Consider the following 20,322-nt stretch of genomic DNA (forward strand, 5'->3'; position numbering starts at 1 on the left):
TGCAACCATCGACATGGAACCACAGCCCCTCTGCCGCGCAGAAATCGGCGATTGCCGTAAGGTCGTCGATTGCCCCGGTGTTCACCGTGCCCGCCGTTGCGATAACGCAGGCCGGGTTCCGCCCCGCATCACGGTCCTGCGCGACCATCTCGCGCAGTGCGTCGATATCCATGGTCAGGTCATCCCGGGTCGGAACCCGGCGCAGCGCCTGATCACCAAGACCAAGCGTCTCAAGCGACTTCTGATGGCAGCTGTGCATCTGGTCCGAGCCGTAATAGCGCATCGGACGCTCCATCGCCGCCACCCCAAGCTGCCGCATGTCGATCCCCGATTGCGCATTTCGCGCGACGGTCAGACCGATCATGTTCGCCACACTGCCGCCGCTGACAAGCGTGCCACTGGCCCCATCGGGCAGGCCAATCATCTCACGCAGCCAATCGACCACCTGCCGGTCGATCAGGGCTGCCGCATGATTGCCGCCGCCCAGGTTTGACCCTTGAACTGCGGCCAGAAAATCCGCCATGGCTCCGGTGAAGTTGCTGGCCCCCATATACCAGCCCCAGAACCGGGGGTGGATATTGCCCATCGGATAATCCATCACACGGGTGCCCACATCGTCCATCAGGTCAGCCAGAGGCATCCCCTGCTGCGGCGCGGGCGTGTCAAAGCTGTTGCGAATGTCAGATGTCATGTCCTGCCAGATCGGCCGATCCCGCACATCCCGGGTATGATCCAGCGCCATGTCCAGCATGGCATGCGCCAGCCTTCGTGTCTCTTCCCAATCTGCTGGATCAAGCGTTTCGAAATTCATCATTAAACCCCCGGAAAAACCAATCAAATGCCGGAAGGTTAACACAAGAAGGCACGGCGGGCATCTACCCTTGTAAAACAAGCCGAATCCAGCCACACCCGGCCCATGATCACCCGTTCCCATACCAAGGGCGACGCGCCCTCGACCGCCGTCTATTCCGATTGCGAGAAGTATCGCTATAGCCTGACCCGCATCTGGGACGCGAACGGGCGCAAGGCTCTGTTCGTGATGCTCAACCCCTCGACCGCGACCGAGGTGCAGAACGATCCGACGGTCGAGCGCTGCGAACGCCGTGCGCGGGCGCTGGGGTTCGGGGCATTTCAGGTGACCAACATCTTTGCCTGGCGCGACACCGACCCCCGCAAGATGCGCGCCGCTGCCGATCCGGTGGGGCCCGAAAATGACGCGGCCATTCTGGACGGGGTGCAATGGGCCGATCAGGTCATCGCCGCCTGGGGCACCCACGGCGCACATCTGGAGCGCGGCCCGGCGGTTGAAACCCTGCTGCGCGGCACCGGGCAACCGCTGTTCCATCTGGGGCTGACCAAGGACGGCCACCCCAAGCACCCGCTTTACATCGCCTATACCCAACAGCCTGAACCGTGGTGATAAACGGTTAACCACGACCTCAGCTTTGCTTTGACCAACCACCTGAACACATGGGATATTTCACACTCGGGGCAATATGCTGTCGGAGGTCTCCCATGTTTCTGGTCGGATTGTTTGGATTGGCCGCCCTCGGCGGCGCGGCCTATGCAATGGGCGATATGTTCGCACCCGATACGCCGGAAGAGGACGACCATATCGACGATTCCGAAAGCGATGAGATCACCGAAGGCAACCTGCTGGACGAGGGTGAGAATATCGACACCCCCACTCAGATCGATATCGAAGAGCCGGGGACGGGTGAGATCATTTCAGACCACGAAGGCCATCTGGTCATCGCCGGTCAAGATGGTGATGACGTCCTGACCGGGCAGGACGGCAATGATCAGGTCAACGGTTATGGCGGCGATGACCTGATCGATGGCGGCGGTGGCCATGACGTGCTGTATGGCGGGGAAGGCATGGATGAGATCTCGGGCGGCGCCGGGAACGACATGCTGCATGGCGACGGCGGGGATGATCTGCTGGAGGGCGATGGCGGAGATGATGCGCTATACGGTCACCATGGCGCAGACCTGCTGATCGGCGGGCAGGGTGATGACGACCTCTATGGCGGGCAGGATGACGATCTACTGCTGGGCGGTGAGGGCGACGATGCCCTGCAAGGCGGCGACGGCGCGGATCAACTGGCCGGCGGGGCCGGAGAAGATGCCCTGTTTGGCGGCGATGGCGCTGATATCCTCTATGGTGCCGATGACGATGACGCAGCCACAACCGACTTCCTGAATGGCGGCGCCGGGGATGACACCTTGTTTGCCGAAGGCCCCGACATCCTGACCGGTGGGGCCGGGGCAGATGAGTTCATCCTGAGCCCGTCCGAGGATCAACCCAGCGCTACAATCATGGATTTTCAGGTCGGGCAGGACAAACTGCTGATCCCGTGGGAGGCGCAGGAGGACGCACAGGTCAGCATCGAAACCGACGCCGAAAATCAGGACCTGACCCGGGTGCTGATCAACGGTCAGGACGTGGCACAGCTATATCGGGTCGAGGGGTTGACGGTGCAGGACATCCAATTGGTGACCGAGGACCATCTGGCGCAGTTCGCGGCCACCGGCTGACCCACCAGAATCCCTTTGCCATTTACCGCGAAAGCGCCTATACGCGCGCATCCGCATCGGAATCGGTGCGGTTTTCTCCATGGGCCTGCGCTGGACGACATCCCGGCCTGCGCCATTCACTCTAACCTTTTAAAGGAGACCCCGATGTCGATTACTGCCGCTGAAAAAGCACGCGTCATGAAAGAATTCGCAACCAAGGACGGCGACACCGGTTCGCCCGAAGTCCAGGTTGCCATCCTGACCTCGCGCATCACCACCCTGACCGAGCACTTCAAGACCCACAAGAAAGACAACCACGGTCGTCGCGGTCTGCTGAAAATGGTCGCCCAGCGCCGTAAGCTGCTGGACTACCTGAAGGGCAAGGAAGAAGCGCGTTACCAGGACCTGATCAAACGCCTGGGCATTCGCCGCTAAATTACTCTCACGTGATCGGCCAGGATACTTGGCCGCAGTCACTTGGTGCAAACGTCCGCTGTTCTGGCGGGCGTTTTTTTTGCCTTTTGCCAATCGGTCGTATCAGAGCCACCCCCATGGTGCTTGACGCAATTCCGGATGAGCCCATACGCTGATGCCTGGAACATCAAGGGGGCGGCCAGTGCTTCATTCCATTCAAGCGCTGCGGGCGATCGCGGCTGCGGGCGTTACCTATTACCACTGCGTGATCTGGCTGCATCAGGGGTTTGAAGTATCATTTCCAGCAATGACCTATTCCGCCGGGCTGGGCGCGGCCGGGGTGCATATCTTTTTCGTCGTCAGCGGCTTCATCATGATGTGGACCAATCAGGACTGCGCGGGCGACTGGACTTCTTTTCTGCGCAAACGGTTTTCGCGCATCTATCCGTCATATTGGCTGGTGGCCTTTGCCAGCATTCCGCTGGCCCTGCTGATCAACCGTCCGCTGCCGACACAGCCCGAACTATGGCTTGGCACGATCCTGTTGCTGCCAAAGGGGGCCAGCGCCCTGATAGATGTGGGATGGACGCTGGCATATGAGGTCTATTTCTATTCCGTCTTCGCCCTGCTGATCGCGCTGCGCATCCCGTTGTTTCAAAGGGTCATCTTTTTGGGCCTGCTGTTCACCCTCAGCATCGCCTTGGGACTCTTCTGGCAACCCGCCGAGAGCAGCGCCTTCGGTCTACCAAGCCTGATGACAAATGGCCTGCTGCTGGAATTTTCCGCCGGTGCATTTCTGGGCTGGGCGGCCACCCGACCCCTGCCCTTTAGGGTGTGGCATGGTGCTGTTCTTGTTGTGGCTGCTTTGCTGGGTTTCGGGTTCAGCCTTGCCATCGGGTACGATCGCCATTCGGCCGTTCTTCTGTGGGGGGCACCCAGCGTATTTCTGGTGGCCGGTGCTGTCATTCTGGAACGGAACAGACAGGCAAGGGCCTTGTTCCAAGCTCTCAGCCCGCTGGGGGATTCCTCTTATGCGCTTTACCTGATCCACGCGGTACTGATCCCGGTCATAGTCTTTTTCATACCGCCTTTTGCTGATCTAAGCTTTCCGGCCTTCCTGGCCCTGGTCGGCCTGCTGCTGGTTTTCAACCTAATACTCTCACACATGTATTATCTGGCGATTGAAACCCGTCTGATCCGCGCCAGCAACAGTTGGCTTTCGCGCGGCGCGACGGCGCGGCCATAACATCAATCGGCGGCTTTCGACCTGACCCACATGCGCACAGGCCCCTGTTGATCTGCACCCTTTCCTTTGGGCGCGATCTCATGTATGCGCCCTGCATCTGAGACGTTGTGCCCTGACCCTGGCACTCAGACGAAAGCTAAAATGGGGTCGGCGGCAATGGGGCCGCCATGCAAAACGGGAGACCCGCAGGGGCGGGAGTGCTCCCATCTAGGATACGCATATGTTTGATGTAACTAAGAAATCGATTCAGTGGGGCGAAGAGACGCTGACACTGGAAACCGGCAAGGTTGCCCGTCAGGCCGACGGCACCGTGATTGCCACGCTGGGCGAAACCAGCGTCATGGCCAACGTGACCTTTGCCAAGCAACAAAAGCCCGGTCAGGACTTTTTCCCGCTGACCGTGCATTACCAAGAGAAATACTATGCCGCCGGTAAGGTTCCGGGTGGCTTCTTCAAGCGCGAGGCGCGCCCGACCGAGAAAGAGACGCTGACCGCGCGTCTGATCGACCGCCCGATCCGCCCGCTGTTCGTTGACGGTTTCAAGAACGAAGTTCTGGTGATGTGCACCGTGCTGAGCCACGATCTGGTCAACGACCCCGACATCGTTGCGATGATTGCCGCCTCGGCTGCCCTGACCATTTCCGGCGCGCCGTTCATGGGCCCGATCGCCGGTGCCCGTGTTGGTTTCGTGGATGGCGAATACGTCCTGAACCCGACCGTGGATGACATGCAGGACCTGCGCCTGAACCCCGAACAGCGTCTGGACCTGGTTGTCGCCGGGACCAAGAACGCCGTGATGATGGTCGAATCCGAAGCCTACGAGCTGTCCGAGGCTGAAATGCTGGGCGCCGTGAACTTTGCGCATGAGCAGATCCAGCCGGTTCTGGACCTGATCATCGATCTGGCCGAAGAAACCGCGAAAGAGCCGTTTGAATTCGCCGCCCCCGATTACTCGGATCTCTACGCCGCTGTTGCCGCAGCCGGTGAAGAGCAGATGCGCGCCGCCTTCTCGATCACCGATAAGCAAGAGCGCACCGCCGCTGTTGCCGCTGCCCGTGATGCGATCAAAGAAGCGCTGACCGAGGAACAACTGGAAGACGCGAACCTCGGCTCGGCAATGAAAAAGCTGGAAGCCGGCATTCTGCGCGGTGACGTCGTCAAAGGCGGCAAGCGCATCGACGGGCGTTCGACCACCGACATCCGTGGGATCGAAGCCGAAACCTCGATGCTGCCCCGGACCCACGGTTCTGCCCTGTTCACCCGTGGTGAAACACAGGCACTGGCCGTGACCACGTTGGGCACCGGCGATGATGAGCAGTTCATCGACGCGCTGCATGGCAACTTCAAATCGAACTTCCTGCTGCACTACAACTTCCCTCCGTATTCGGTGGGTGAAGTTGGCCGCGTCGGTGGCCCGGGCCGTCGTGAGATCGGCCACGGCAAGCTGGCATGGCGCGCCCTGCAGGCGGTTTTGCCTGCGGCGACCGACTTCCCCTACACGATCCGCATCGTGTCGGAGATCACTGAATCCAACGGCTCCTCCTCAATGGCGTCGGTCTGCGGCGGTTCGCTGTCGATGATGGATGCGGGCGTTCCGCTGAAAGCACCGGTTGCCGGTGTGGCCATGGGTCTGATCCTGGAAGATGACGGCAACTATGCCATCCTGTCAGACATTCTGGGTGACGAAGACCACCTGGGCGACATGGATTTCAAGGTCGCAGGTACCGAAAACGGCATCACCTCGCTGCAGATGGACATCAAGGTCGCAGGCATCACGCCCGAGATCATGGAAAAAGCCCTGGCGCAAGCCAAGGACGGCCGGATGCACATTCTGGGCGAGATGGGCAAAGCCCTGTCCGAGACCAACGAATTCTCGGTCCACGCCCCGCGCATCGAGACCATGAACATCCCCACCGACAAGATCCGCGAAGTGATCGGCTCGGGCGGTAAGGTCATCCGCGAGATCGTCGAGGTTTCGGGTGCCAAGGTCGACATCAACGACGACGGCGTGATCAAGATCGCCTCGCCCGATGGTGAATCGATCCAGAAGGCATATGACATGATCCACTCGATCGTGGCCGAGCCGGAAGAAGGTCAGATCTACACCGGTAAAGTGGTCAAGATCGTCGATTTCGGTGCCTTCGTGAACTTCTTTGGCAAGCGCGACGGTCTGGTCCACGTGTCCCAGATCGAAAACCGTCGCCTGAACCATCCGTCGGATGTTCTGAAAGAAGGTCAGGAAGTAAAGGTCAAGCTGCTGGGCTTTGACGATCGCGGCAAGGTCCGCCTGTCGATGAAAGTCGTCGATCAGGAAACCGGCGAAGAGATCGTTCCCGAGAAGAAAGAAAAGAAAGAGGAAAGCGCAGAGTAATCTGCCCTATCTTCTGAATTCAAAAGGCCCCGGTTCATCGCCGGGGCCTTTTTTGTCAAAGCGGTTTGCGCGCGGCGACGCTGGCTGCGCATCCTATCGTGTCAAGCAGGGGGGTTAACCGGCTGTACGAGGTTCAGAAAACACGGCATTTTCTGAAAACCAGCCTTGCCACCAACACACGCACATCCCCTTCACGCCCCTCAACCCAACCGTGATCCAACGTGACCTTCGGGCATCTTCTCTTTGTTCCGCGCCTACCCACATCCGGTGTATTAAAACCTGCGGAACAAAGGACATAATTATGGTTACCCGCTTCATTCTCACCACCACAGCCCTGACCCTTGGCGCTTCGGCAGTGGCCGCGCAAAGCCTGACCGATGGCGCCTATATTCAGGGCTTCGTCGGCTACAGTCAGTTGCAGGACAGCGACTTCTCGGGCAGCATCGGTGGCGCAAACCAGACCGTCGCCACGGATTTCGACGACGGCTATGGCCTGGGTGTGGCCGTGGGCAAGGAAATCCCGCAATGGTCCAGCGACGCCATCGGCACGCGGATCGAGCTGGAACTGTCCTATCGCGACAATGACGTCGATGGCGTGAATTTCAGCGGCAATGGCCCGGCGCCCGAAGGCAATGTCTCGGGCGATATCAGCCAGACTTCGCTTTTCGCCAACGTGCTGTTTGATTTCAAAGGCACCGGCGGCACGCTGACCCCATATGCCGGGTTTGGCCTGGGTGCGACCTATTCGGATATCGACTTCGTCTATGGCCCCGGCGTGGCACTGGATGACAGCGATACCAACTTCGCGGCCCAGCTGATCGCTGGTGTCGCCTATGACATCAACACGACCACCGCCTTCACGGTCGACGCCCGCTATTCGCGCGCCTTCAATGTCTCATCCGAACGTCTGAACGCAGCCGGTGCATCCACCGGAACGGTCGAGGATGATCTGGACACGTTCAGCCTGAACTTCGGCCTGCGCTACAGCTTCTAAGCCCCACAGGGGTGGTGTTTTTCTCCGGTTTCGCCACCCCTCGGCATGTCCTCGCGCCCCCAACCGCGAGGGCATGCACTAACCCATCCGACGCCCCTGCTTCATCTGGCCCCAAATATCCTCGGGGGGAATCGCGCCAAATCGGCGCGATGGGGGGCAGACAGCCCCCCTTGCCGACCCGTCGTCAGGACGGAGCCTTGGTCTTGCGCAGATAGGGGAAGATTGTCTCGAACTCGCCGAACTTCTCTTTGGCGTCCTCGTTGGACACCGCAGGCGGGATGATCACATCCTCACCCGGCACCCAGTTCGCGGGCGTAGCAACACCCTTGGCCGACATCTGCAACCCGTCCAGCGCCCGCAGGATTTCGGCAAAGTTCCGGCCCACCGTCATCGGGTAAGTCATCGACAGTTTCAACTGCTTGTCCGGCCCGATGATAAAGACCGAACGCACGGTGGCGCTGTCAGCAGGCGTCCGGCCATCGGGCAGATATGCCTCGGCGGGCAGCATGTCGAACGCCTTGGATACGGCCAGACCGTCATCGGCAATGATCGGGAAGCCCGGGCTGGCATTGCCATAGGCTTCGATGTCTTTCTTCCACTTCTTATGGTCTTCGACGCCATCGACCGATACGCCCAGAACCTTGGTATTGCGCGCCGCCCATTCATCGTTCAACTGCGCAACGGCCGAAAACTCGGTGGTGCAGACCGGAGTGAAATCCTTGGGGTGCGAGAACAGGATGGCCCAGCTGTCCCCGATCCAGTCATGGAACTGGATAGGGCCCTGATCCGTTTCAGCGGTGAAATTCGGGACCGTGTCATTGATGCGCAAACCCATAAGCAATCTCCTTTACTGTGTAAGATCCGAGTCGGTTGCCGCAAACCTAGCCTCTTTCTGATTAGGGTAAACCATTCACAATGATGTCGTAAGGCTTTCTCCGGTCCGATCCGCCTCTTGCCCTGATGGGTCGGGAATGACAAAGTACCCGCAAAACCGACCGTTCGGTCGAATGTTTTCCGAAATCAGGAGGATCTGCCATGATCGAAAAACGCCAATTCTACATCAACGGCCAGTGGGTCGACCCGGCCATGGCGCAGGACTTCACCGTCATCGACCCCTCGACCGAGGACCCCTGCGCGGTGATCTCGCTGGGGTCGCAGGCGGATACAGACGCGGCGGTAGCGGCAGCCAAGGCGGCGCTGCCCGGTTGGATGGCCACCCCGGCAGCGGACCGCATCGCGCTGGTCGAAAAGCTGATCGATGTCTACGAGACACGGGGCGAGGATCTGGCCCAGGCCATGTCGCTGGAAATGGGCGCGCCTATCGATATGTCGCGCACCCAGCAGGTCGGGGCCGGGATCTGGCACCTCAAGAACTTTGTCCGCGCCGCGAAAGCGTTCCAGTTCGACCGCCCGCTGGGCGATCACGCCCCCAATGACCGCATCATCTACGAGGCCGTTGGCGTCGCCGCCCTGATCACGCCCTGGAACTGGCCGATGAACCAGATCACGCTCAAGGCCGGTGCGGCGGCGATTGCCGGATGCACCATGGTGCTGAAGCCGTCCGAACAAAGCCCGCTGAACGCGATGATCTTTGCCGAGATGATGGATGAGGCAGGCTTTCCCGCCGGTGTGTTCAATCTGGTGAACGGGGATGGTGCGGGCGTGGGCACGCAACTGGCCGGCCACCCCGATGTGGACATGGTCAGCTTTACCGGCTCGACCCGCGCGGGCACGGCGATTTCCAAAACCGCTGCCGATACGCTGAAAAAGGTGCATCTGGAGCTGGGCGGCAAGGGCGCGAATGTGGTCTTTGCCGATGCGGATGAAAAGGCGGTCAAGCGCGGCGTGCTGCATATGATGAACAACACCGGCCAAAGCTGCAACGCCCCCAGCCGCATGCTGGTGCAGCGCCCGATCTACGATCAAGCGGTCGAGACGGCGGCCGAGGTGGCGGGCAAGGTCTCGGTCGGCGGCGCCCTGGAGGAAGGGCGCCATATCGGTCCGGTGGTGAATGAACTGCAATGGACCAAGATTCAGGACCTGATCCAGAAAGGCATCGACGAAGGCGCGCGGCTGGTTGCGGGTGGCACCGGACGGCCCGAGGGGCTGAACAAGGGTTACTATGTGCGCCCCACGATCTTTGCCGACGCCAACAACCAGATGACCATCGCGCGTGAGGAAATCTTTGGCCCGGTCCTGACCATGATCCCCTTCGACACCGAAGAAGAGGCCATCGAGATCGCCAATGACACCCCCTATGGGCTGACCAACTATGTCCAGACGCAGGACGGCGACCGCGCCAACCGCATGGCCCGCGCCTTGCGGTCCGGCATGGTCGAAATGAACGGCCAGTCCCGCAGCGCCGGATCACCGTTTGGCGGCATGAAACAATCCGGCAACGGGCGCGAAGGCGGTATCTGGGGGCTAGAGGATTTTCTGGAGGTCAAAGCCGTCGGCGGCTGGGCCGCAGAATAGACAGTCGGTGTTATCCAATTGTGAGGCACCCAAGGGTGCCTCGCTTTGTTTTCAGGCATCCGCCTGCGCGGCCTCATAGGCCAACATGGCGCGCTTGACCGGCAGGCCCCAGTGATAACCGCCCAGACCTCCCGATTTGCGCAGGGCACGGTGGCACGGGATCAGCCAGCTAACCGGGTTGCGCCCGACCGCCGTGCCCACCGCGCGCACCGCCTGTGGTGAGCCCACCCGCTGGGCGATCTCGGAATAGGTTGTGACCTGACCCGAGGGGATGTGCATCAGCGCCTCCCACACTTTGATCTGCAGGGGTGAGCCGATCAGGTACAGTGGCGTCGGCTCCAACCGGTCGCTGACAGAGCCAAAGGCGCTGAGCACCCAGGGGCGCAGACGCATCGGGTCTTCGACAAAATCCGCTTGCGGCCAGCGCGACAGCATATCCTCCATCGCCTCATTCGCGCCGGTTTCGGCCCCGAAGGCCATGCCGCAGATGCCCTTGTCGGTGCCCATCACCAGCGCCGGGCCAAAGGGGCTTTCGAACCAGCCCCAATAGATCACCAGACCGGCACCCTTGCGGGCATAGTCGCCGGGGCTCATGGATTCCCATTTCAGGAACAGATCGTGCAGACGCCCGCTGCCCGACAGACCCACGTTATGGGCGGTCTCCAGCGTCGTGAACCGTTCACGCAGCAGGGCCTTGGCGTGGCCCAGCGTCAGATATTGCTGATAGCGTTTCGGCGACACCCCGGTCCAGCGCGAGAACAGGCGCTGGAAATGTGCCGGGCTCATATCCATCCGGCGGGCCAGTTCCTCAAGGCTCAGGGCCTCGCCGCCCTGATCAATCAACTCGATCGCCCGGCGCATGACGTTGTAATGATATCCGGTCTCGGGGGTCTGGACGTTCATGGGTCGCACTCCTTTGCAGGATCAAATCTAGCCGATCCAAGCCCAAGTGCGACCCGTTTCTTGCGCTATCTGCCCGATCAGACGGCGGGCATGAGGGTGTAAGGCTCGGCCTCTTCAGGGGGCGCGACCTTTTCCATCACGTTGATGCTGACATGCGGCCAGCGGATCAGGCCGGGCAGATCGTCAAAACGCGGGAAGAAATCCAGCCCCACATTCTGAAGATACATCATCATCAGTTTCGGCTCATCCCCGACACCGGGTTCATCAAGCTCAAGAATCCAGAAGATCGAGTCCATGACCGCCGCATTTGCCTGTTTGACGATGAACGGAATGTTGACGATCCCCGCATCCTCTAGCTGGGTATTGAACGGCAGCACGGTCGTGCGCACCACATTGCCCGGCATTCCGCCCTGCAACAGCAAATGCGGGTGCACCGGATCAAATCCGGGGAACCCCGGGTCGGGCACTGTCCCCTTGAACGGGTTGTCGTGATAGTGGCGATACGGGGCAAGATAGCCGCTGTCCAAGTCTTTGGTCGCACCTTCCGGCAGCCCGTCAACCGCCGGAATTGTCGGCGGGCCGGTAAAGGTGTCGGCAGTGCCCAGACCCAACAGGGAATCGCCATGCGGGACCGTGCCCAGACGCGCTACATCCAGATCAGCGGTGGTGAAATCGGTCATATGCAGGAACAGGCCGGGTTCGTGATGGATGGCCAGATCCGCAGGTCCGGCCTTGCCGCTGTCGGGCCGGTCTTCTGCCGCCAGTTGCGCGATGGATTGCTGATAATCCAGTGTGACCACGAACTGGTCCATTTCCTGCGTCGGATCGCCCGAGGCGGGGTTCGGGAACTGAATGCCCCGGTTTGGAACCGCCTTGTCGACGGTGGTGAATTGCAGCGTCTCCTCATACTGGTTGACCAGCAGGCGATAGTTCAGCCGACTGTCGGGTTCGGTCGCAAAGGGCAGCGCGATCATATTCCATCCGCGGCCTCTGGTCCGGTCGCCATTCTTCCAGACGCCGGGCAAAAGTTTCAGCGGACCTAGATCCTCGTCACCCTGATGGGCAAGTTCCACGGACCGGTATCGGGACTGCATTTTCTGGGCAAGCTCTGGGCTAGACATAATAATACCTTTCAAAATCAATGGATGCCGGAAAATCGGCCAATCAAGCGCTGGAAATACTTAGTCATGCGCCCCTGAAGGATACCAAAAAGTTGTATCGCCTTATGTGAGTTCTTCCCTTTTGGTGCGATTTAAGCGGGATTATGCCTGCTCTTATTACGCCCTCAAACCGCTTGCCCTGCGTCGGAATACATGCATACCGTCCGCCATGGCCAAGCAGCTTGATTATCATACCATCCGCGAGATCTTTACGCGTTTTCAGGACGCAGACCCCGAACCCAAGGGCGAGCTGGAGCATGTGAATGTCTACACTCTGGTCGTCGCCGTGGCGCTGTCGGCGCAGGCCACCGATGTTGGGGTGAACAAGGCCACGCGCGCGCTGTTCAAGGTCGCCGACACGCCGCAAAAGATGCTGGATCTGGGTGAAGAGGGTCTGATCGAACATATCAAGACCATTGGTCTGTTCCGGCAGAAGGCCAAGAATGTCATCAAGCTGAGCCGTATTCTGGTCGAGGATTACGGCGGCGAGGTGCCCAATTCCCGCGCCGCGCTGCAATCGCTGCCCGGTGTCGGGCGCAAGACCGCCAATGTGGTGCTGAACATGTGGTGGCGGCAGCCTGCGCAGGCGGTGGACACCCATATCTTTCGCGTCGGCAACCGCACCGGCATCTGCCCGGGCAAGGATGTGGACGCGGTGGAACGCGCCATCGAGGACAACATCCCGGCCGATTTCCAGCTGCACGCGCATCACTGGCTGATCCTGCATGGCCGCTATCATTGCAAAGCGCGCAAGCCGCAATGCCCGACCTGTATCATTCGCGATCTCTGTCAATTCGAGGACAAAACTCAATGAAAACCTACCAGCTGACCGGCATCGGCAATGCCGTCGTGGACGTAATCTCTCAGGCCGATGACAGTTTCCTGGAACTGATGGGCATCGAAAAAGGCATCATGCAGCTGATCGAACGGGATCGCGGCGAGGTGCTGTATGCCGCAATGGAAGGCCGGGTGCAGACGCCGGGCGGCTCGGTCGCCAATACGATTGCCGGGGCCGGTGCGCTGGGGCTGGATTCGGCCTTTATCGGTCGTGTGCATGACGACGCGCTGGGCAAATTCTATGCCGACGCGATGAATGAGGACGGGGTCGATTTCGTCAATCCTCCGGTCGCGGGCGGGGAACTGCCGACCTCGCGCTCAATGATCTTTGTGTCCCCGGATGGTGAGCGGTCGATGAACACCTATCTGGGGATTTCCTCGGAACTGTCCTCAGCTGACGTGTCCAGTGACGTGGCGGGCAACAGTCAGTTGATGTTCCTTGAGGGTTATCTGTTCGACAAGGAAAAGGGCAAGGCGGCGTTCCTTGAGGCCGCGCGCAACTGCCACAAGGGGGGCGGCAAGGCGGGGATCGCGATTTCAGATCCGTTCTGTGTCGAGCGTCACCGGGTCGATTTCCTGCTGCTGATCGAGAACGAGCTGGACTTTGTGATCGGCAACGAGGCCGAGATCAAGTCGCTGTTCGAAACCGACGATCTGGAAGAGGCGCTAGCGAAAACCGCCGCCATTTGTCCGCTGGTGGTCTGCACCCGCTCGGGCGATGGTGTAACGGTGCTGAACGGTAGTGCGCGGATCGACGTTCCGGTCGAAAAGGTCGTACCGGTGGATGCCACCGGCGCTGGCGACCAATTCGCCGCCGGGTTCCTGTTTGGCATGGCCACGGGCCGCGATTACGAGACCTGCGCGCGGATCGGCAATGTCTGCGCCCGCGAAGTGATCAGCCATATCGGCCCCCGCCCCGAGGCGAATATGCAGGACCTGCTGCGCGCCGAAGGGTTGCTGCAGGGCGATTAGCCGCGACAGCGCCGGCCCGCGGGGTGGCGCTGCCTGCCTAGAATTGATGCGCTTTATGCCTGCTAAATTCTGATAGGGCTGAATGGTCTCACACGTTGCAAAAGCGCCGCCCCATGGGGGCGGGTCGGCGCTGGCGCGGCGGCCTGCGGCCTTGATTCCGCGCCTTTACGATCCCGTCGCCGCATCGTTCAGCGCCCAGTCGTATTTATAGGCCCGCACGCCCTTTGCCTCTGACAGTCGCGCCCTCAGATGAGGTTCAGCCGCCTGCTCGATATAGTCGATCACCGCCTGTTGGTTCGGCCCGAAATCCTCACGGAACCAGATATAGATCTTCGACAGGATCAACCCGCCGCGCGCATCAAACCGCACGCCGCGCGAGTCGTTGATATAGGCATGCTCGGCGGCGGCCAGATCACGCTCCAGCGTTTCAGCCTGCCAAGCGCGGTCCATCAGATTGGGGCACCCCACAGCAGCGCAGTTCAGGGCGTAATGAATGCGCGGCTCATTGAATGTTGGTCGGATGATGCGGTGCTCGATATCGTTCAGAGTCAGACTCTGCCCCGCAACTTGCACCAGCGGGCGGTCCCATGGGCCAAATGAGAACGGCCCATCGGTAATATCTCTGATCGAGGCGACCGGGTAGTTCTGCAGGATCAAGTCAACCGTCACCGCGTTATAGAGGTTGATCCAGTAGGCCAATTGCTGATCCCGGGTCAGCCGCGCGGGATCAACCGATTGCAGCGCCTCCAGATACGCGTCCAACCCGGCCCGGTCCGCCTGCGACACCTGCCCATAGGCCACCCGGTTCACGCCCTGCGCGTCCGGGGCGACGTAGCGGGACAGGAACACACTCCACTCCCGGTGATCAACCCGCGCACCGGGGGGCTCAGCCACACGGGTCAGGGTCGTGTCGGCAAGAGGAACCGGCGCAGGCAACGCCAGACGCTCGACACTGGCGCAGGCGGCGAGCAGCGGCAAGGCCAGCAGCACTAGGAACGCTCTCATTTCGCGCCTTTCCGGGCGACCCGCAATTGACCCTTCAGCCGTTTCAGCGGCGCCTCATCGGGATCGTCCAACCCCGGCAGGCTGGGGCGGTCGGACAGGCCCCGGACGGCGGCATTCCACCAATGCGTCCCCATCGGGCTGTCGACCCGATCCGGCATCGCCAGATGGATGTCGCGCTGCGCGTTATGGGCGCACATGGAGAGCGGCCCGTTCGACGTGGCCACCATGAACACGCAAGAGGCACAGCGGTCTTCATCCAGCGCGTCCGCCGCCATGAAATTATGAATGAACACCGACTGCCTGCGCACCGGTCCGCGCAGCAACCCGGTGCCCAGCCGCATTGCACAGGCCAGCAGATGCAACCCCGCGCGCAAGGCCAGAACCGGCTTGCGCCGCACCAGCCTGCGCACACTGTCGCGGATATCCAGATGCCCGTCCTGGCTGCGGTCCACCTGTTCCAACACGTCGATCACCTGATGCACAAGGGCACGATTAGACAGCAGCGAGACCGCACGGCCCTTGCCGCCAATCACGCTGGCGTAGCGGTTACAGCGGGAATGCCCCACTGCCGCCGTGTCGAAATGCAGCGGTGTCTCATACCCCTCCTCAACCGCGCGCATGACGCTGGCCTGCGTGATCCGCGCGGGCCGTTCCCGTATCACGCCGCGCCCGGTATCGGCCTGCATCTGGAACGAGACAAACCCGACCTCGGGCTGATCGCGCAGGAACCGGGCCAATTGGGGCAGCTCGTCGAAATTGTCCTCGAACACGGTGGTGTTGAACAGGATGCGCAGCCCCAGCCCGCGCGCCCGGCGGATATAGGCCTTGCGCACGGTATTGAGCGCCTCTTCGCTTTCAAACCCCTTGCGGTCCTGCGTCATGTCCACGTGGAAGGCCACGTCATCCAGCCCGGCGGCGGCCAGACGGGCCAGAAAGGCGCGGCTGGCGCGGATGCCATTGGTCATCAGGCAGGATCGCATACCCAGACGGCGGGTTTCACGGCACAGCGCCTCAAGATCCTCGACCTTGCGCAGGGTCGGGTCGCCACCGGTCAATTGCACCGAGACACCGGGCCCGTAGTGGCTGTGGATCGCGGCCAGACGCGCGAACAGGACCGAGAGCGGGGGGTCATAGGTCATCTCGGCCCGGTCCGACAGGTAACACAGGCTGCAATCCAGATTGCAGCGTTGGGTGACCTCAAGCGCGACGCAGGCAATGGGATAGAACCGGCCCGCCGTCTGGCCCGGCCCGTATTCGCCACTGCGCCATAACCCGTCTCGCAAAGGCGCCCGGCGGTCAGAACCGCTGAAACGCCGACCGGCGGGGGTGAAGATCGGGGGGCTTGAGGCGACATCTTTCATGTCGCCAAGTTAAAAGCGCCCGATCCGGCAAGCTACGCCCCCTCACGCCAACGTGCTGGGGGGTGATCTTACCCGCAGCACCCTCCGGATCGTTCCGGGGCCGAGGTCGCCGGGGCTTCGTCCATATTCGCGCCGCGCCCCAGCCAAGTGCGATCCGCCAGATAGAAATCAGAGAACCGGGTCGTGAAATCCTCGGCCACCGATTTCTGCGGGATACCGGATTGCAGCAGCGCCTGCTGCCACGCTTTGACCTTTGGATAGGCGGCCAGCATGTCGTGCCCGCTGTGATCCGTCACAAGCGCCGCGCGGTGCAGCAAAGGCAGCCACGCGATATCCACATTCCCCAGTGTCTGACCCGAGAAATAGGGGCCATCGCCCAATTGCGCCTCAGCCTTCTCAAAAGATTTGGACAGTTTGGCCACGCGGTCCTCATAGGTCGCCTTGTCGGCGCTTTGCATCGTGCTGCACTGGACCAAATAGTGCTTGCTGGCCTGATGACTCCATGCGCGGCTCAGGGCGCGCTGTTCCGGCGTCAGATCGGCTTGCAAGGGGGCGCTGACCTCATCGATATATTCGATGATGGCGTCAGACACGAACAGGGGCACGCCACCTTCGGTCACCAGAACCGGCACCTGACCGGTCGGCGACAGCGCCAGAAACCAGTCGGGCTTGTCGCTGAGGCTGATGTAATCGATCTGATAGGGCACTTGTTTTGCCTCAAGCAACGCGGTCACGCGCTGTACGAAAGGGCAGATTTTGAAGCTGATAATACGGATCATCGGTCTTTCCTTTTTGGTTGCTTTCATCCGTAAGACGAAGCCCACGCCAAAAAGACGACGATCAGATCAACATTTTTTGCAGCCCGGCGATTTCTGCTGAACGTCCGAGATATTGCCGCGCACATCCAGCGAGATGTTGCAGCAGTCCTCAAATGCCTTGCGCAGCTCGGCCCGGCCCTTTTGAACGCGCGATTTCAGGGTGGAATAAGACAAGCCCTGCGCCTCTGCATAGTCACGCTGAGGCATGCCGTGAATATCTATCGCCATCAGCAGGTCAGCCGTGTCGGGTGACAGGCCGCGAATGAACGGTTCGACACAGCCTTCCAGATCCTGCCGGGTTTCGGGGTCATCGCGGTGATACCACAGGTCATCCGGGTGCGCCGTGGTCCGGCCGTTTTTGCGGTAGTGATCAATGATCGTCCGGTCCGCTGTCTGAAACAGCCAGGATTGCAGCCGAGCCGGGTCTTTCAACCCCGGCAAACCGTTGATCACCTTGATCGAGATATCCTGCAACAGGTCGTCAACATCCGCCGGGTTGGACACCCGCGCGTGCAGAAACGCTTTCAGCCGGGCGCGGTATTTGGGCCAGATATCGTCAATTTGCATATGGATTTATGACAGATGCGCAGCAAAGGCAGCAACCACTTGCTGATACACCGCGCGTTTGAAGGGTACGATTTCTTCGACCAACCGCGCCGGGTCCTGCCATTTCCAGCGGGTGAATTCGGGATGCTCGGTTTCAATATTGATCTGATCATCCCGGCCCCTGAACCGCAGCAGGAACCATTTCTGCTCCTGCCCGCGATAGCGGCCCTTCCAGATTTTCGGCACGATGTCATGGGGCAGGTCATAGGGCAGCCAGCCGTCGGTCTCGGCGACGATCTCGACCAGATCGGCGGTCACTCCGGTCTCTTCCCAAAGCTCGCGTAAGGCGGCATCGCGCGGGTCTTCGCCCTCATCCACGCCGCCCTGTGGCATCTGCCAGGCGTCGACATGGCGGTCGTTGCGCTGACCCACGAATATCCGACCCTCGGCATTCAGCAGCATCAGCCCGACACAGGGGCGATAGGGCAGTTTGGCGATCTGATCGGGGGTCATGCGCGGCCTCATGGGTTGGTTCGCCCATCTGATAACAAGCACTGCCACGGCAGCAAAGGGGGTGACGTGAGGTTTCGCGTGACAGCCGGGCACACCCCGGCGATGGTCTGCGCAACCGAGGGAGAGTTTCACGATGACTGCGTACCCAAACATGCTGGCCCCGCTGGATCTGGGCTTTACCGCGCTGAAAAACCGCGTGTTGATGGGCTCGATGCATACCGGGTTGGAAGAAACCGGCGACTGGAACCGCGTGGCCGAGTTCTATGCCGACCGGGCGCGCGGCGGTGTGGCCCTGATGGTGACCGGGGGGATCGGGCCGAACCTTGAAGGTTCTGTCCTGCCGGGGGCGTCGATGATGACAACCGACAAGGATGTGGCGAACCATGCCATCGTGACCGACCGGGTGCATCAGGCGGGCGGTAAGATCGCGATGCAGATACTGCATGCGGGGCGCTATGCCTATGGGCCGCAATGCGTAGCGCCCTCGCCCGTCAAATCGCCGATCTCTCCGTTTCCGCCGCATGAACTGGACGAGGACGGGATCGAGAAGCAGATAAGCGACATCGTTAACGCCGCCCGGCTGGCGCAGCAGGCGGGCTATGACGGGGTCGAGATCATGGGGTCCGAGGGGTATTTCCTGAACCAGTTCCTTGTGACCCATACCAACAAGCGCACCGACCACTGGGGCGGGTCTTATGAGAACCGGATGCGCTTGCCAATCGAAGTGGTGCGGCGCACCCGGCAGGCTGTGGGCACCGATTTCATCATCATCTATCGGCTGTCGATGATCGATCTGATCCCCAATGGCTCGACCCATGATGAGGTGGTGCAACTGGCGCAAGAGATCGAGAAAGCCGGGGCCACGATCATCAACACCGGCATCGGCTGGCACGAGGCGCGGATACCGACGATTGCCACCAGCGTGCCACGCGCGGCATTCGCTTGGGTGACCAAGAAACTGATGGGCAAGATCTCGATCCCGGTGATTACATCCAACAGGATCAACACGCCGGAAGTGGCCGAAGAGGTGCTGTCCTCAGGCTGCGCCGACATGGTCTCGCTGGCGCGGCCCATGCTGGCGGATGCGGATTTCGTGGCCAAGGCCATGGCGGGTGAGGCCGCGCAGATCGCGCCCTGCATTGCCTGCAATCAGGCCTGTCTGGACCACACATTCAACGGCAAGCTGACCTCGTGTCTGGTCAACCCGCGCGCCTGCCATGAGACGGAATTGGTGATCGAACCCACCGACACGCCCAAGACCGTGGCCATCGTCGGAGCAGGCCCGGCCGGTCTGTCCACCGCGATGACTGCCGCCCAGCGCGGGCACAAGGTGACCCTGTTCGACAAGGCGGATGAGATCGGCGGGCAACTGAACATGGCCAAACAGGTGCCGGGGAAAGAGGAGTTCTGGGGGCTGGTCGACTGGTACCGCACCATGATCACCGATCTGGGCGTGACACTGGAATTGGGGCGCGAAGTCACCGCCGACGACCTGACCACCTATGACGAGGTGATCATCGCCACCGGCGTCACCCCGCGCGATCCACAGATCCCGGGGCAAGATCGCGATAATGTGCTGAGCTATATCGACGTGCTGCGCGGCAAGGCCCCGGTAGGGCAATCGGTTGCCGTGATCGGCGCGGGCGGCATCGGGTTCGATGTCTCGGAATTCCTGCTGGAGGATGGTCACAGCCCGGCCACCGACTTGCCTTTGTGGATGAAGGAATGGGGCGTCTCCGACCCCGAGACGCACCGATCAGGACTGGCCCCCGAAGGCCCGCAACCCACAGTGCCCGCACGGCAGGTCACGCTGTTGCAACGCAAGGCGCAGCGGCACGGCAAAGGTCTGGGCAAGACCACCGGCTGGATTCACCGGGCGACGCTGAAGATGAAGGACGTCAATTTCGTGGGCGGTGTGAATTACGAGCGCATCGACGAGAACGGCCTGCATGTCAGCTTTGGCGAGGACCGTACCGACCCCACCGTGATCGCGGCGGACACGATTGTTCTGTGCGCCGGTCAGATCTCGGACCGCAGCCTTGCCGACGCGCTGATCGAACGGGGGGTGACGCCCCATGTGATCGGCGGAGCGGATGTGGCGGCGGAACTGGATGCCAAGCGGGCGATCAATCAGGGGACACGGCTGGCGGCAGCCCTGTAGGACACCCGGAAAGGGAATTCAGACCTGCA

19 protein-coding genes are annotated in these 20,322 nt (G+C 61.1%); 10 read left to right on the forward strand and 9 right to left on the reverse strand.

Going from position 1 to position 20,322, the window contains the following annotated elements:
- Nucleotides 1-814: pyridoxal-dependent decarboxylase (locus MPJ51_RS14160; protein ID WP_298388007.1), on the reverse strand; the 814-nt coding region annotated here is incomplete at its 3' end.
- Between the two features lie 102 nt (nt 815-916).
- On the opposite strand from MPJ51_RS14160, the gene MPJ51_RS14165 reads away from it, so the two are divergent.
- The 6 genes from MPJ51_RS14165 to MPJ51_RS14190 all read left to right on the forward strand — a co-directional run bounded on the left by MPJ51_RS14165 (nt 917) and on the right by MPJ51_RS14190 (nt 7,542).
- Entirely contained in the window at nt 917-1,420 is a 504-nt protein-coding gene (locus tag MPJ51_RS14165; RefSeq protein WP_298388010.1) for a DUF1643 domain-containing protein, read from the forward strand.
- A gap of 95 nt (nt 1,421-1,515) precedes the next feature.
- Nucleotides 1,516-2,538 carry a calcium-binding protein gene (locus MPJ51_RS14170; protein WP_298388013.1) on the forward strand — a complete coding sequence of 341 codons (1,023 nt, stop codon included), beginning with the start codon at nt 1,516-1,518 and terminating at the stop codon, nt 2,536-2,538.
- Nucleotides 2,539-2,682: 144 nt separating this feature from the next.
- Complete coding sequence (gene rpsO / locus MPJ51_RS14175) at nt 2,683-2,952, forward strand: 30S ribosomal protein S15 (RefSeq protein ID WP_298388016.1); 270 nt, start codon at nt 2,683-2,685, stop codon at nt 2,950-2,952.
- A 181-nt stretch (nt 2,953-3,133) separates the two neighbouring features.
- A complete protein-coding gene (locus tag MPJ51_RS14180; protein ID WP_298388019.1) occupies nt 3,134-4,177 on the forward strand; it encodes an acyltransferase in 1,044 nt (347 codons plus the stop codon).
- 220 nt (nt 4,178-4,397) lie between these two features.
- Complete coding sequence (gene pnp, locus MPJ51_RS14185; RefSeq protein ID WP_298388022.1) at nt 4,398-6,548, forward strand: polyribonucleotide nucleotidyltransferase; 2,151 nt, start codon at nt 4,398-4,400, stop codon at nt 6,546-6,548.
- A gap of 301 nt (nt 6,549-6,849) precedes the next feature.
- Nucleotides 6,850-7,542, forward strand: a complete 693-nt coding sequence (locus tag MPJ51_RS14190) for an outer membrane beta-barrel protein (protein WP_298388025.1) — start codon at nt 6,850-6,852, stop codon at nt 7,540-7,542.
- A gap of 184 nt (nt 7,543-7,726) precedes the next feature.
- On the opposite strand, the gene MPJ51_RS14195 is transcribed toward MPJ51_RS14190, so the two are convergent.
- Complete coding sequence (locus tag MPJ51_RS14195; protein WP_298388027.1) at nt 7,727-8,377, reverse strand: peroxiredoxin; 651 nt, start codon at nt 8,375-8,377, stop codon at nt 7,727-7,729.
- A 200-nt stretch (nt 8,378-8,577) separates the two neighbouring features.
- On the opposite strand from MPJ51_RS14195, the gene MPJ51_RS14200 reads away from it, so the two are divergent.
- Entirely contained in the window at nt 8,578-10,017 is a 1,440-nt protein-coding gene (locus MPJ51_RS14200) for an aldehyde dehydrogenase family protein (RefSeq protein WP_298388029.1), read from the forward strand.
- A gap of 51 nt (nt 10,018-10,068) precedes the next feature.
- On the opposite strand, the gene MPJ51_RS14205 is transcribed toward MPJ51_RS14200, so the two are convergent.
- Together MPJ51_RS14205 and MPJ51_RS14210 are read right to left on the reverse strand one after the other, a co-directional pair.
- Nucleotides 10,069-10,920, reverse strand: coding sequence for a bifunctional helix-turn-helix domain-containing protein/methylated-DNA--[protein]-cysteine S-methyltransferase (locus MPJ51_RS14205; protein ID WP_298388032.1), 852 nt, complete (start codon nt 10,918-10,920; stop codon nt 10,069-10,071).
- Nucleotides 10,921-10,997: 77 nt separating this feature from the next.
- On the reverse strand, nt 10,998-12,041 hold the full coding sequence (locus MPJ51_RS14210) for a heme-binding protein (RefSeq protein ID WP_298388035.1): 1,044 nt from the start codon (nt 12,039-12,041) through the stop codon (nt 10,998-11,000).
- A gap of 208 nt (nt 12,042-12,249) precedes the next feature.
- Here MPJ51_RS14210 and nth point away from each other — a divergent pair, with 208 nt between their 5' ends.
- Together nth and MPJ51_RS14220 are read left to right on the forward strand one after the other, a co-directional pair.
- On the forward strand, nt 12,250-12,894 hold the full coding sequence (nth, locus tag MPJ51_RS14215; RefSeq protein ID WP_298388038.1) for an endonuclease III: 645 nt from the start codon (nt 12,250-12,252) through the stop codon (nt 12,892-12,894).
- Nucleotides 12,891-13,889, forward strand: coding sequence for an adenosine kinase (locus MPJ51_RS14220; RefSeq protein WP_298388041.1), 999 nt, complete (start codon nt 12,891-12,893; stop codon nt 13,887-13,889). The genes nth and MPJ51_RS14220 overlap by 4 nt, the downstream gene beginning before the upstream one ends.
- Nucleotides 13,890-14,054: 165 nt before the next feature.
- Here MPJ51_RS14220 and MPJ51_RS14225 read toward each other — a convergent pair whose 3' ends face one another.
- From MPJ51_RS14225 to MPJ51_RS14245, 5 genes are all read right to left on the reverse strand, one after another.
- Nucleotides 14,055-14,894, reverse strand: a complete 840-nt coding sequence (locus tag MPJ51_RS14225) for a DUF547 domain-containing protein (RefSeq protein ID WP_298388044.1) — start codon at nt 14,892-14,894, stop codon at nt 14,055-14,057.
- Nucleotides 14,891-16,255, reverse strand: a complete 1,365-nt coding sequence (locus MPJ51_RS14230) for a radical SAM protein (RefSeq protein WP_298388046.1) — start codon at nt 16,253-16,255, stop codon at nt 14,891-14,893. The genes MPJ51_RS14225 and MPJ51_RS14230 overlap by 4 nt, the downstream gene beginning before the upstream one ends.
- Nucleotides 16,256-16,323: 68 nt before the next feature.
- On the reverse strand, nt 16,324-17,034 hold the full coding sequence (locus MPJ51_RS14235) for a glutathione S-transferase family protein (RefSeq protein WP_298388049.1): 711 nt from the start codon (nt 17,032-17,034) through the stop codon (nt 16,324-16,326).
- A gap of 66 nt (nt 17,035-17,100) precedes the next feature.
- Entirely contained in the window at nt 17,101-17,640 is a 540-nt protein-coding gene (gene sigZ, locus MPJ51_RS14240; protein WP_298388051.1) for an RNA polymerase sigma factor SigZ, read from the reverse strand.
- Between the two features lie 6 nt (nt 17,641-17,646).
- Complete coding sequence (locus MPJ51_RS14245; RefSeq protein WP_298388054.1) at nt 17,647-18,132, reverse strand: RNA pyrophosphohydrolase; 486 nt, start codon at nt 18,130-18,132, stop codon at nt 17,647-17,649.
- A gap of 133 nt (nt 18,133-18,265) precedes the next feature.
- Here MPJ51_RS14245 and MPJ51_RS14250 point away from each other — a divergent pair, with 133 nt between their 5' ends.
- Nucleotides 18,266-20,293 (forward strand): NADPH-dependent 2,4-dienoyl-CoA reductase, encoded by a 2,028-nt coding sequence (locus MPJ51_RS14250; protein ID WP_298388057.1) that lies wholly within the window; start codon nt 18,266-18,268, stop codon nt 20,291-20,293.
- Nucleotides 20,294-20,322: the final 29 nt, after the last annotated feature.

Origin of the sequence: Ruegeria sp. (assembly GCF_028066395.1) — a bacterium.
Classification (GTDB): Bacteria; Pseudomonadota; Alphaproteobacteria; order Rhodobacterales; family Rhodobacteraceae; genus Ruegeria.

Coding starts and splice junctions, on each gene's coding strand:
- MPJ51_RS14250 (WP_298388057.1), top strand. CDS start 18,266: ATGACTGCGTACCCAAACATGCTGGCCCCGCTGGATCTGGGCTTTACC.
- sigZ (WP_298388051.1), bottom strand. CDS start 17,640: ATGCAAATTGACGATATCTGGCCCAAATACCGCGCCCGGCTGAAAGCG.
- MPJ51_RS14205 (WP_298388032.1), bottom strand. CDS start 10,920: ATGAACGTCCAGACCCCCGAGACCGGATATCATTACAACGTCATGCGC.
- MPJ51_RS14170 (WP_298388013.1), top strand. CDS start 1,516: ATGTTTCTGGTCGGATTGTTTGGATTGGCCGCCCTCGGCGGCGCGGCC.
- MPJ51_RS14190 (WP_298388025.1), top strand. CDS start 6,850: ATGGTTACCCGCTTCATTCTCACCACCACAGCCCTGACCCTTGGCGCT.
- MPJ51_RS14245 (WP_298388054.1), bottom strand. CDS start 18,132: ATGACCCCCGATCAGATCGCCAAACTGCCCTATCGCCCCTGTGTCGGG.
- nth (WP_298388038.1), top strand. CDS start 12,250: ATGGCCAAGCAGCTTGATTATCATACCATCCGCGAGATCTTTACGCGT.
- MPJ51_RS14225 (WP_298388044.1), bottom strand. CDS start 14,894: ATGAGAGCGTTCCTAGTGCTGCTGGCCTTGCCGCTGCTCGCCGCCTGC.
- MPJ51_RS14165 (WP_298388010.1), top strand. CDS start 917: ATGATCACCCGTTCCCATACCAAGGGCGACGCGCCCTCGACCGCCGTC.
- MPJ51_RS14235 (WP_298388049.1), bottom strand. CDS start 17,034: ATGATCCGTATTATCAGCTTCAAAATCTGCCCTTTCGTACAGCGCGTG.
- MPJ51_RS14220 (WP_298388041.1), top strand. CDS start 12,891: ATGAAAACCTACCAGCTGACCGGCATCGGCAATGCCGTCGTGGACGTA.
- MPJ51_RS14230 (WP_298388046.1), bottom strand. CDS start 16,255: ATGAAAGATGTCGCCTCAAGCCCCCCGATCTTCACCCCCGCCGGTCGG.
- MPJ51_RS14195 (WP_298388027.1), bottom strand. CDS start 8,377: ATGGGTTTGCGCATCAATGACACGGTCCCGAATTTCACCGCTGAAACG.
- MPJ51_RS14210 (WP_298388035.1), bottom strand. CDS start 12,041: ATGTCTAGCCCAGAGCTTGCCCAGAAAATGCAGTCCCGATACCGGTCC.
- MPJ51_RS14200 (WP_298388029.1), top strand. CDS start 8,578: ATGATCGAAAAACGCCAATTCTACATCAACGGCCAGTGGGTCGACCCG.
- pnp (WP_298388022.1), top strand. CDS start 4,398: ATGTTTGATGTAACTAAGAAATCGATTCAGTGGGGCGAAGAGACGCTG.
- rpsO (WP_298388016.1), top strand. CDS start 2,683: ATGTCGATTACTGCCGCTGAAAAAGCACGCGTCATGAAAGAATTCGCA.